At 37.9% G+C, this 12,841-nt stretch carries 10 protein-coding genes; all 10 read right to left on the reverse strand.

What is annotated here, in order from left to right; all coding sequences use genetic code 11:
* Window positions 1-26 precede the first annotated feature (26 nt).
* Window positions 27-2,678 (reverse strand): AsmA-like C-terminal region-containing protein, encoded by a 2,652-nt coding sequence (locus BM327_RS13915; RefSeq protein ID WP_090251954.1) that lies wholly within the window; start codon window positions 2,676-2,678, stop codon window positions 27-29.
* Between the two features lie 106 nt (window positions 2,679-2,784).
* Entirely contained in the window at window positions 2,785-3,984 is a 1,200-nt protein-coding gene (gene hflX, locus BM327_RS13920; protein WP_090251959.1) for a GTPase HflX, read from the reverse strand.
* Between the two features lie 15 nt (window positions 3,985-3,999).
* The gene (locus tag BM327_RS13925; RefSeq protein WP_170853771.1) at window positions 4,000-4,308 is read right to left on the reverse strand and encodes a c-type cytochrome; all 309 of its coding nucleotides are present in this window, start codon (window positions 4,306-4,308) and stop codon (window positions 4,000-4,002) included.
* Between the two features lie 11 nt (window positions 4,309-4,319).
* A complete protein-coding gene (locus BM327_RS13930) occupies window positions 4,320-4,763 on the reverse strand; it encodes a hypothetical protein (protein ID WP_090251965.1) in 444 nt (147 codons plus the stop codon).
* A gap of 133 nt (window positions 4,764-4,896) precedes the next feature.
* On the reverse strand, window positions 4,897-6,120 hold the full coding sequence (locus BM327_RS13935; protein ID WP_090251968.1) for a glycosyltransferase family 9 protein: 1,224 nt from the start codon (window positions 6,118-6,120) through the stop codon (window positions 4,897-4,899).
* The gene (locus BM327_RS13940) at window positions 6,089-8,896 is read right to left on the reverse strand and encodes a hypothetical protein (RefSeq protein WP_139230402.1); all 2,808 of its coding nucleotides are present in this window, start codon (window positions 8,894-8,896) and stop codon (window positions 6,089-6,091) included. The genes BM327_RS13935 and BM327_RS13940 overlap by 32 nt, the downstream gene beginning before the upstream one ends.
* A 109-nt stretch (window positions 8,897-9,005) precedes the next feature.
* Window positions 9,006-10,340 (reverse strand): acetyl-CoA carboxylase biotin carboxylase subunit, encoded by a 1,335-nt coding sequence (accC, locus tag BM327_RS13945; protein WP_090251976.1) that lies wholly within the window; start codon window positions 10,338-10,340, stop codon window positions 9,006-9,008.
* A gap of 32 nt (window positions 10,341-10,372) precedes the next feature.
* A complete protein-coding gene (gene accB, locus BM327_RS13950; RefSeq protein ID WP_090251978.1) occupies window positions 10,373-10,861 on the reverse strand; it encodes an acetyl-CoA carboxylase biotin carboxyl carrier protein in 489 nt (162 codons plus the stop codon).
* Window positions 10,862-10,899: 38 nt separating this feature from the next.
* Complete coding sequence (locus tag BM327_RS13955) at window positions 10,900-11,889, reverse strand: beta-ketoacyl-ACP synthase III (protein WP_090251982.1); 990 nt, start codon at window positions 11,887-11,889, stop codon at window positions 10,900-10,902.
* A 1-nt stretch (window position 11,890) separates the two neighbouring features.
* Window positions 11,891-12,829 carry a phosphate acyltransferase PlsX gene (gene plsX, locus BM327_RS13960; RefSeq protein ID WP_090251987.1) on the reverse strand — a complete coding sequence of 313 codons (939 nt, stop codon included), beginning with the start codon at window positions 12,827-12,829 and terminating at the stop codon, window positions 11,891-11,893.
* Window positions 12,830-12,841 lie beyond the last annotated feature (12 nt).

Genomic DNA, 12,841 nt, shown 5'->3' on the forward strand with positions numbered 1-12,841 from the left:
AGGGGATTAAAGTAAAGAGAATAAACTTATTGACCAATTTGGAATTCAACCTCGTTTTCCTTCTCATTCTGCTCCTTAAGTTGTTCCAGTTTCAACTGAAATTTAGATTTCTTCTTCTCTTCTTCCTTCTCTTCAGGAGGAGCTAAAGTGTCGGTATCAAAACTCAAGGTAATTTCTTCTTTTGGACCGTGGTCAACGGTATACTCCAAAATAGTAGTATCTTTTTTATTGATACCAAAACCTGATTTCAAGATAGATTTGGCCGTGTTGATTTCTTCTTGTCTTTTCTCTTCCCTGTCTTTTTTCTGGGCATCTTTATCCCAAGCATAAGAAGGGTCGTCTATGTTTCCATACATACGCAGATAGACCCTAAATCCAGTTCCGTCATCCACCACTTCACCAAATTCGGTTTGTTTGTTCTTCCCCTTTATTTCTCTAAACCTAAAGTCGAAATGGTAATCGATATCGTTGTTGAAACTGTGCTCACCTGATACCAAAACGTCCAAAGCATTACTTTCAATTTTCATTTCAGGGATGTAAAGCTTACCGTCTCTAATAATTACCTGATTACTCATCTTATTGAATTTCAAATTCAACAACTTGGCTTCAAAGGCATTTATTTTCTGCGGAGAAATTAAAAGTGTAGCGGAAGTAGATTTAATGCTGGCCGTAATTTCCTTAAACGTTTCTACGTTGTATAATGCACCGTCTTCAATTTCTATGTCTAAGGTACTTGCTATCAAATCTTTGTTCAATCCTGTGATGAGGTCGAAAGGAGCTGTAAACTTCAGTTTTATTTTAGCAATACCTTGTATGTTCTCAGCTGCAATCACCGTTTGCTCAAAGTTGTTCCATTCCTTAAATAAAGGGGCAAAGCGTATGTTGTTAGAGTAAAGATCGGTAGATACAGTAAGTACTGAAGGGTTTTTCTCAGTGACCAGTACGTTTCCTGAGATATCAGCTCCGGCATTTCTACCTTTTAAGTGAGAAAACTCCAATGATCTATCGGTTAAACGCATGCGTGTTGTAATGTCTGAGTAGGTATGACCTCCATATTTAATTTCTGCTGCATTTACTGTAACATTACCCTTAATTTTTGTAGGGAGCAACCAACTTCTACTCGCCTCTGTCATGCTACCTCCTGTAGAAGAGAAGTCATCTACATTTATGTTTTTACTGCGCGTATAGGCATCAATAAACAAGGTTTCCGTTCCTTTAAAATACCCTGCAATGTTGTTCAATTCTCCGCTAATGTTGAAGTCGGATTCACCTATGGTTAAATACAAATTCTTTATAACGGCCTCTTCATTTCTTACCCCAATTTCACCGTTAATATTTTTAAAGATACGGGTGTCGTTTAAGAATTGAGCCGTAATGTTTTTCAAGTGTATATTTCCTTTCAAGGCGTAAATACTCAAATCTTTTGGGTTGTAAACAGGGTTATTCATGCGTAAATTGAAAGCACTATTTACATCAAGATTTCCTTCTAGATCTTGTAAACCAAAGGGACCAAATAGGGTGTGTACGGCAGCAAGATTAATGGCTCCTTTGGCGTTTCCACGTATCAATGGTTTGTCAAAATCGCTAATTTTAAGTTGCGCATCAAAGGCACTTCCAGAGGAGAGGAAATGAAGTTTTTCCAGTTCCAACTCACTGGTGTTGGCATCGCTGGTATATTTTCCTCGCGCATCTATGTTAGAAAGACTAAAGGTAGTATTGGCCAAGCTCCCATTTTGTATGCTAAATCCGGCGTGTATGTTCAGGTTGGCATCCGTTTTATTTAAACCTATTAATTCCAAATCGAAGCTTACATCCCCATTACCGTTAAGCTCTTTTACGGTGTTCAATTGCGCCAAAGTAAAGTTGTTGGCAACATCTGTAAGGTTTAATTTTTTAGCATTGATGGCAAAGCGTATACTATCCGGACTCACCCTTCCTTCTACGTGGAAAGGGAGGTTTTGAATTTTTACATCGGCATTTACAATTTCGAAGATATCATCTTCTGTATTCATGGAAATAGCTATGTTGCAATTGGCGCGTTTGTTACTAATCAAAGTAAGCGCTTCTCGCTTGATTTGCTTCACCATCATATCGGTTTGCGCCTGCATGGTGTACTTGGTGGCACTGAATTCTCCCGAAAGGTTCAGTTGATCTAAGTGTGAAGCATAGTATTGTTTAGTGATGTCGTTTTGATAAGAAAAATCAGTGTCATCCAATTTTATCTTCTCCAAGGAGAACTCGAAGTTTTCAGAACTTTCGCCCTCTGTGGGTTTCAATAAATCGTAGTTCACACGATTTTGCTCATCCACTTTGAGGTTAATGATTCCCTTTTTAAGGATGATACTTTTTACCGTATAGTTACTTTCTAAAAAGTCCATAGGGTTGAAGCGCAAACTCAGTTTTTTAGCATAAAGTGTGGTGTCTAACTTTTGCTCCTCTCCGAATTTGTCATGTATCAAAACATCATCAAAATCTAAAGAAAGGGAAGGGAAAGTCTTCCACAAAGTAACATCTATATAGCTAACGTGAAGTTTTTTGTTGAGGTGAAGGTTCAACTCCTGGATGGCATAACGCTTTATGTCATCTTTAAAAATGACAAGTGCAGCACTGATCAAGAGCATAAGTGTAACCACTATACCCACTGTCCATTTGAAGATTTTAAAAAGTCGCTTCACCATGCTACGAAATAAAAGGAAATAACCTTGCAGAAAGTAAGAATCAACAAAAGTTGTTTACATTTTAACGTTGATAGCCATGGCTTATTTTAGGTGTGCCTAGAATTGCTTAGTACAAGAAGTTGTGATACGGATAACGTTTCTCAAAAATCGTTTTTACCTCTTCGTAAATCACGCTTTTTAATTCTTCAATGTTCTCCTTGTCTTGGGCCGAAATAAACACACATTTGGTATCGTTCATTTTCGCCATCCATTGTTTTTTAAGCTCCTCTAAACTGTAGTTTTCTGGTTTCTTTTCAGACAAATCATCTTCGTCTTGTGGAACATAAGTGTAGGCATCAATTTTATTGAAAACCAAGATTACCGGCTTGTCTTCCTTATCTATTTCCGCCAAAGTTTCATTGACCACATTGAAGTGATCTTCGAAGTTGGGATGAGAAATGTCTAGTACGTGTATCAACACATCAGACTCTCTTACCTCGTCTAAAGTAGATTTAAACGATTCTACCAATTGGTGAGGCAATTTACGGATGAATCCAACGGTGTCTGAAAGTAAAAAAGGCAAGTTTTCTATCACCACTTTTCTTACCGTAGTATCTAAAGTTGCGAAGAGTTTATTTTCGGCAAATACCTCAGACTTACTCAACATGTTCATGATGGTACTCTTACCTACGTTGGTATATCCTACCAATGCGGCACGAACTAATTGCCCGCGGTTTCCACGTTGAACTGCCTTTTGTTTGTCTATGGCCTCTAATTTCTTTTTAAGTAAAGCAATTTTGGTGTTGATGATACGTCTATCCGTTTCTATCTGCGTTTCCCCAGGTCCACGCATACCAATTCCCCCTTTTTGACGCTCAAGGTGCGTCCACATTCGGGTTAATCGAGGCAATAAGTATTGGTATTGTGCTAACTCTACTTGAGTTTTGGCGTGAGAAGTTCTTGCTCTGCTGGCAAAAATATCTAAGATAAGGTTAGACCTATCCAAGATCTTCACTTCCAAAATACGTTCAACGTTACGCAACTGCGAAGGAGAAAGATCATCGTCGAAAATAACCATGTCTATGTCATGGGCATTGACGTATTCTTTTACCTCTTCTATTTTACCTGATCCGAGAAAGGTTTTAGGATTGGGAACCGTAAGCTTTTGTAAGAATTTTTGGTGTGTTACAGCTCCTGCAGTCTCTGCTAAAAACTCTAATTCATCCAAATATTCATTCGCTTCTTGCTCGGTTTGATCTTGAGAAATAACTCCAACCAACACCGCTTTTTCGCCTTCAACCTCTTTGTTTATTAAACCAATCTCCATGTAAAATATACTCGCTTATTTTGTTCTTAATGTAAAAACGTGTTGTACTAAAGAGTCTAATTCAGCCTCTGTTTCAAACAAGTTTTTGTAGCCCATCATTCCTTTGTCATTTCCATTTAAAATCACATTGCGAACTTGAGCGTCTGTCATTGTGCTCGTTGTTAAATCAGCAGCATTGCCTCTGCGGGCATCGCCGGTTTTACCGTGACAACTTTGACAGTATTTTTTGTATAATTTCTGACCGCTTTCAGCAGGTTTGGGCGCTGCATTTAGATCTACCGTTTCCGAAGAATTACAGGCAACTAAACCCAAAAAAGCACTCAATAACAGTGTTCTTAAAACCATCCTGCTCCTATTCCTTCTCTTAAAAATGGCCATGGAATAGCAAAGAAAATAATGATCAATGCTAAGCCATAAAAGTTACGGATTAAACGGTGTTTGTTAAAACCAGCCAATCCTTCTTTCTCTGCTTTCTTTCTTCCTATCGTAATTAATGCGATAGCAATTATCATCATGAATATGTGCTCAACGGTGTAAAAACGGAAAGGCATTTTCATAGCAGCACCTGCTGGAACTTTTGAAATCCAAAAGTTAATGTACAATACCAAACCAATTAAAAGTTGAATGTGCATGGTGATCATGGTGAAAAGGTTAATCATTTTATCCTTTTTCAAGTATTCTCCTTTTGTTTTGTTTCCTATTGCGTTAACAACAGCTATCACCAAAAGAAGTAAAGCTATATACCTTAAACCACTGTGTGCACTTACTAAAATATCCATAACAAAAATTTTGTGTAAAAGTAATGATAATGGCCGAATTACAAGGAAGAAAAATACAGGGTAAAGAGGACTGAAATTGGGAATTTATGGATTTTGTAATACAGAGGAACTTGTAGAGGAATAAAAGGGTATCCTATCTTCTTACTAAGCCCAAAATGGCATCGCCATGTTTGTACTTCATGCCTTCCAATACTTCATTTCTGCGGAGAGGAAAAGAACCATTTTCATGTACCTCTTTCACCGCTTTGAGTACTTCAGATACTTCTATCAATTGCATACAGGTATTGTTTCCCTTACACGGTGAAATACTAAATTCGTGTACACACGGACTGCAAAACACATCTTTGAAAATGATCTTGGCATTCGAAAAATGTCCGTATTGATCGGGAGAACAAGGACCGAATAAGCAAATGGTAGGAGTGTTCACTGCAAAAGAAATGTGCATGGGTCCCGTATCATTGGTCACCATAAATGCAGCACCTGCTATAAGTGAAATAAGTTCGTTGATGGATGTTTTTCCTGCCAGATTGATCAAGTTCTCATGTGTAATATCCTCAATTACTTTCTCCGTGTAAGGTCTTTCGTTTGGACTCCCCACCAAGTAAATTGTATACGCTGGATATTGCAACAACAATTGCTCGATTAAAAATTTATAGTTCTTACGTCCCCACCTTCTTTCCAAACGCAAGTCAGAGGCATTGGGGTTGATAACTATGTATCTTCCTTCTTTCGGGGGAGTATATGAACCTGCAATACCTTTGGCTAAGGGATATAATTCCGTTGAGTTGAAGTCTTTCCCAAAGAGTCGAGCAATTTGCAAATAGCTTTCAGAAACAGGAATTTTCGTATTGAAATACATCATGTGGGTGTAAATTCCCATCTTAAAAGAACTTGACCTGAGGTAATATCCTACACGGTTCTTTGCCAAAGAAAGGAGGGTGACAAGTGTGGAGAAATTAGAGTAGATCTCTAAGTCTATATATACATCCGGTCTTTTTCTAATAAGTTTTAGAAGAGTAGTGGTCAAAGATTTTAAGAGTGGAAAAATACCCTTGTCATTAATGGTGTAAATGGTATCTATCGTATCAATTCTCTTTAAAATTGCAGTATTGGCATTGGTGGAAACAAAGATGATTTCGGCATTGGGGTGCTGTTGTCGGAGGGCATCTAATAGAGGAGTGGCTTGAATTATACTCCCCATTCCCTTGAATTTACACACAACGATGCAATCGAGTTCTTTGTGTAAGTTATGGTCTATGTTTAGAATTTGACCCAACAAACGAACTAAAAAGTTTAACAAGAAAGCCAGGGGTTTGGCAATCAGGTTATCTATGAGAAGTTGTTGTTTTGTCTTCAATTCTTGAGTCTTTTAATAGTCGTACTTGTTCTAAGGTGAAATTTTGTTCAGACTTCACAATGATTTCAGAAACTTCACGGCTATGCCAAAGATAATGATTCGAAAGTCTTAGCAGGTATCTATTTCCTATATCTGTGCGTGTTTTGAAGAGGAAGGAACCGATATTTTGCTGAGAGCTATCCTTCATTTCTATCCTGAAATGTTGTTCATTGGATGCGTTTTGAAAATTAAGTTCGAGGTAAACACTGCTGTGGTTGCTTTGTTGCTCATCCAAAATTATTCGCGTAGATCTGTCGTCAAGCTCATCACTTTTAAGGTCTGAGCTAGTTAAGTAATCTGCGGGGTGGAGCGAGTAATACGTACCTATGAGTCCAGCCATATAACCATAATCATAGTTTTGTGGCGCATCAACTAATGTATCTTTAGGTAGTTTGGATTTCTTCTCAACGCTACTCTTTGCTACCCAAATGGAATAACCCTGTACTATACCTCTAGGAACATAGTTGGTATGTATATATTCAGAAAGTAAGTAATAGCGTATCGTGTTGTCTATACCGTCTGTTTTATCAAACCAATTTCTGGGTACGTGACCATAAATAACATAAGGATATTCCTTAGTTGTTAGTTCTTGGAGCAAATGAAGCTGAGTTTTATCGTCTATGGTATTCTGTAAATTTTGGTTGAAGTAGCCAGGAGACTTTCTTTCTGTGTAGAAGTAAAGCATAGGCGTGTTCGAGAAGTCAATAAAACTTTGTTCCTCACTTAAATTGCTGTCGAAGAAAGACTTGAGTTGGGCGTAATGTTTTTGAGCAAATTCTTCTTGTCCAATTACTCGTGTTGTAGGTTGCTGGGCAAAAAGTGAGGGGAGTTGATAGAAGGTACTGTTGCTTAAACTACGTTCAAGATCCGTTTGTTGAGGGTGAAAATTGAAAAATTTGGTAAAGAGAACGAGCACAAAACCTAGGGAATAGAAAAGTATTTCTTTAATGTTCTTTTTATTGATAATTCCAATGAGGAATAAGGTAAGGGCAAGGTAAAAGACGCTGATCAGGTAAAATTCTTTTTGCTCGGCAAAACCATGACGAACCAGTCCTCTTTGAATATTGGCAAAATAGAGGAGGAAAGTAAAAAGGGAAAAAAGTAAATATCTGTTCTTTTCTAGCCTGAGCTTAAATACGGAAACAATACTCGCAACTGCGGCAATAATAGGAAAGAATATGTGGTAGATATAGTATTGATGTTGTTCTATGTTTTTGATTTGTGCGTAGCCGTGGGCCTGACTCCCTTTTACATAATGTAAAGCACTTAAGAAGTTATTAAAAACGTATTCACCAGAGCGCAATAAAACGGCTGCAAGAACCAGTATCGTTAACATTCCTAGGAAATATAGAAGGGCAAAAATAAGGTTGCGATAGATTACCTTGGCACGCTTGATAAATATAAACAATGGAAGAAAAACGAGAGAAGTAAATAAGGTGGCAACACCTGTATCTAAACGCCAAAGGATGAGTATGAAAAGTAAGAAGAAAAAGAAGAAGTAATTTTTCACACTTTGTTTATCAACCACTTTTATAATTTGGAAGAGGGCTAAAATTCCTAAAAATATTGGCGGATATACGAAGTAATAGAGGAAAGGAAATGTGAGTATAAAGGCTAAGCTGTAAATGGGTTTATTGAAAGCTTTATTTAAGAAGTAGTATAGCACAAGTATTCCAATGATGTCGTTAAAAAACACGTAGGTATAAAAGGAGACATCAGCACTGTAGCCGTTAAAAAGTGTGAAGAGTATACCGTAACCTTGCTCCGAGAACATGTGCGAACTCATGAAGTCTAAGAAAGGAATTTCCTTATAATTGAATATGTTCATTAAAGCATTTGCCGGATTGGCAAGCTCGAAAAATTCAGGCAATGTGGAGATGAAAGGCGTATACCTCAAACTCATTACAAAGAAGAGGAGTAAAGCAGGTATGAGGAAATATTTTAGTCCCGTATCAGTTTGAGGGAAATTGAACTTTAAGAATTTCTTTAAAAGTAAAAGTAGCAGGATGGATGTAAGGAAAAGAGTGAAGAATATCTTTTTATATCCAAAGCTAAACACATCGTTGACGTCAAATTCTATGGCTAAAAATACCAGGATTGGACTGGCAGCTATGCTTATAAAGTAAGGTTGAAACTTACCATAACCTTGTCTACCAAAAATAAGTGGAAAGCAACAAAATAGAATAAACAAGGAAATAAAAGTAATCGAGGTGTTTTGATTGATCCAGGTATGTGAAGGAAATAGAAATTGAAAAGTATAGATGATTAATAAACAGAGTACTACGTTATAAGCGGCTAATCTTTTTCCTGCTAATTTCTCTTTAATGGTTTGGTTTAAAGGGATGGAGAGGAGGAAGGAAATGAACAAAAAGACATAGAAAAATAGGTGTATAGTTTTAGTGTTGTCTATGTCTAAAGCAGTTATCAAAATCTGCAAAGAACCTACAGTACTTAAAAAGATTAAATTTCTATTGATTCTTTCACGAAGAAATCTACTGTATAGGTAGTATGAAAGCAAAAAGGAGGGTAGAAAAACAAATAAACTCTTATAGATTATTGATGACCTCGCACCTATGTTTACGGCATGTTTCGTTGCCTCGCCAATGTATAGCTCGTTTAAAGAGGTCATGGAAAAGTCCAAACCAGATGTACACAGGTACATTATATAAAGACTCATGAACAGGGAATACAAGAGGATGTATCCATCAAATTTATAAAATTGACTGAGCTTGTTCATGGCATGAATTTATGCCTTGAAGTTAATAATTTCAGATAGTGATAAGGAATCATGGGCAAAAAAAAACTCCCGTTCTAAGAACGAGAGTTTATAAATGATAAGGAATTTTCTAGTATTCAAAAGTTTCCATGAACTTAGTGGTAAAATTACCAGCTTTGAAATCTTCGTTATCCATTAATTTTAAATGGAAAGGAATCGTAGTTTTAACTCCGTCAATAACGTATTCTTCCAATGCTCTCTTCATTTTCAAAATAGCCTCTTCTCTTGTTTGAGCTACTGTGATTAATTTAGAGATCATAGAATCGTAGTGAGGTGGAATTTGGTAACCCGCGTAAACGTGTGTATCAATTCTCACTCCGTGTCCACCTGGTGAATGGTAATCTGTAATTCTACCTGGAGATGGTCTGAAGTCGTTTGCAGGATCTTCAGCATTGATTCTACATTGGATAGCGTGCAATTGTGGGAAGTAGTTCTTTCCAGAAATCTTCTCTCCTGCAGCTAATTTAATTTGTTCTTTAATCAAGTCGAAGTTAATTACCTCTTCAGTAATTGTGTGCTCTACCTGGATACGTGTGTTCATTTCCATGAAGTAGAAGTCTCTGTTCTTATCTACTAAGAATTCAACTGTACCAACACCTTCGTATTTTACTGCTTTTGCTGCTTTAATGGCAGCTTCACCCATACGCTCTCTCAACTCATCTGTCATAAAAGGAGAAGGAGTTTCTTCTACCAATTTTTGGTGACGACGTTGAATAGAACAGTCTCTTTCAGAAAGGTGACAAGCGTTTCCAGTTTGATCACCGGCAATTTGGATTTCAATGTGACGAGGTTCTTCAATGAATTTCTCCATGTAGATTCCGTCGTTACCGAAAGCAGCTGCTGATTCTTTTCTAGCAGAATCCCAATTAGCTTCGATATCTTCTTCTTTCCAAACAATACGCATACCTCTACCACCACCACCGGCAGTAGCTTTTAAGATAACTGGGTATTTAATTTTCTTGGCTGTTTTCTTCGCATCTTCAACGTCTTTTAACAATCCGTCAGATCCTGGAATAACAGGTACTCCAGCTTTTTGCATGGTAGCTTTAGCTGAAGCTTTATCACCCATTCCGTCAATTTGTTCTGGTGTAGCACCGATAAATTTAATATCGTGCTCTTCACAAACTTTAGAGAACTTAGAGTTTTCAGATAAGAATCCGTACCCTGGGTGTATTGCGTCTGCATTTGTAATTTCTGCAGCAGCAATAATATTTGGTATCTGTAAATAAGAGTCTGAAGATGGTGCTGGACCAATACAAACTGCCTCATCGGCGAAACGAACGGGCAAACTGTCTTTATCTGCAGTTGAATAAACTACAACAGTTTTAATACCCATTTCTTTACATGTACGAATTACACGCAAAGCAATCTCGCCCCTATTGGCTATAAGAATTTTCTTAAACATGCCTTTTGGGTTTAAAAGGGATTAATAATGTACTAAGCTGGCTCTACCAAGAATAATGGTTGATCGTACTCAACAGGAGTAGCGTCGTCTACCAATACCTTAACAATTTTACCAGAAACTTCTGCTTCGATTTCGTTGAATAATTTCATCGCTTCGATAATACAGATGTTATCACCAGGCTTAATGCTCTGACCAACCTCTACGAAAGGTGGCTTATCTGGAGAAGATGCACGGTAGAAAGTACCAATCATTGGTGACTTCACAGTGATTAAGTTATCTTCTGCTGCTGGAGCTGGAGCCGCTGGAGCTGCTGCAGGAGCTGCAACTGCTGCTACAGGCGCTGGTGCCGCTGCTACAGGAGCAGGAGCTGCTTGTACTATTATTTGTTGTTCTTCTAGTCTTTTCGATTTCTTACCTTCAGACTTGATGGTAATTTTGAAGTCTTTTTTTTCGATTTCTACCTCGGTTACACCTGATTTAGAAACGAACTTAATAAGATCTTGTACTTCTGTAAGATTCATGGGTTTATGAATTTATTTTAGAATAAATTTAATGAATTTTATGAATTGTAGGCCCATTTCAAGTAAACGGCACCCCAAGTGAATCCACCTCCAAAGGCTGATAAGATAATGTTATCTCCCTTTTTCAATTGTGGTTCCCAATCCCACAAACATAGAGGCAAGGTACCTGCAGTAGTGTTACCATACTTTTGTATGTTAATCATAACCTTCTCTTTTGGTAAGCCCATTCTGTTTGCTGTGGCATCTATAATACGTAAGTTGGCTTGGTGAGGTACTAACCAATCTACATCATCACTTGAAAGATTATTCTTTTCCATGATTTCTGCAGAAACCTCCGCCATGTTGGTAACCGCAAACTTAAACACTTGTTTTCCTTCTTGGTGAACGTAGTGCATGCGTTTGTCTACCGTTTCATGTGAAGGTGGGTTAACTGATCCACCAGCCGGTTGTATTAAATATTTTCTTCCCGATCCGTCACTTCTTAAAATAGAATCAACCACACCGTTACCTTCTTCGTTTGGCTCTAGCAAAATTGCACCAGCTCCATCTCCGAAAATTACACAAGTAGCTCTGTCTTCATAATCTATGATAGATGACATTTTATCTACTCCTATAACGATAACCTTTTTGTGATGTCCAGATTCTATGAACTTTGCTCCTGTTGTGATGGCATATAAGAATCCAGAACAAGCTGCCTTAAGGTCATACCCCCATGCGTTGCTCATTCCTACTTTATCACATACAACATTTGCTGTAGAAGGGAAAGGGTAGTCTGGTGTTACTGTAGCAACGATGACAAGATCTATGTCTTCTGGAGTGTTGTTGGTCTTTGCTAATAATCCTTTAACAGCTTCTGCTGCCATGTCTGATGTAGACTGATCTTTTGCAATACGCCTCTCTTTAATTCCAGTTCTAGTAGTTATCCACTCGTCGTTCGTATCAACAAGTTTTTCTAAATCCTTGTTCGTTAACACGTGCTCTGGTAAATACCCTTGAACACCTGTAATAGCTGCAGTAATTTTCCCCATACTAGTTAATTGCTTCTTTAATTTTGTCAGTAAGCTTTGACTTTGTTACATCGTACGAATGTAACAACATATTTTTAACCGCAATATCATTTGATATTCCATGTCCGATAATTACGTTAGAATTCACCCCTAAAATTGGAGTACCTCCGTAATTTTCGTAGTTGAAACGGTCAAAATATTCGTCGCGCAAACCTCGCTTTTGCATAAGACCAAACAAACCTTCTGCTTGCTTTAGAACCACGTTGCCCGTAAATCCATCACAAACAATTACGTCAACTTTTCCAGTAAAGATATCTCTACCTTCTATGTTGCCGGTAAAATTAAAGTCTGTAGTATCCTGCATAAGTTTAAAGGCAGACTGCGTTAGCAAGTTACCTTTAGTTTCTTCCTCACCGATGTTCAATAAACCAACCTTAGGGTTTTCTATACCATATACTTCTTTGGCATACATAGATCCTAAAATGGCAAATTGATACAATACATCTGGTTTACAATCGGCATTCGCACCCACGTCTAATATTAAAGAGTTACCTCCTTTTATATTAGGAATGGTAGATGTAATACACGGTCTAATAATTCCCGGAACAGCATTCACTTTGTAAATGGCACCAACGAGCATAGCCCCAGTGTTACCGGTGCTAGCGAAGGCCTGGATTTCTCCAGATGCCAAAAGGTCGAAACCTTTGGAAATTGTACTGTTTGGTTTTTGAGGAATTGCACGCGTCGGATGATCGTGCATAGTAATTACATCAGGGGCATGGACAATCTCGAAGTCATCCGGGTTGCCACCTAATTCAACTAATTTTTCGCGTACCACATCTTGGTCGCCGAATAAAACGATGCTTGTGTCCTGAGGAAGTTCTTTATTGGCGAGGATCGCTCCAGAAACGTTGGCTTCTGGAGCAAAATCTCCTCCCATAATATCTAATCCTATCTTCATCAGGAAATGAAA

It is taken from the genome of Lishizhenia tianjinensis (assembly GCF_900116425.1).
Lineage (GTDB): Bacteria > Bacteroidota > Bacteroidia > Flavobacteriales_D > Crocinitomicaceae > Lishizhenia > Lishizhenia tianjinensis.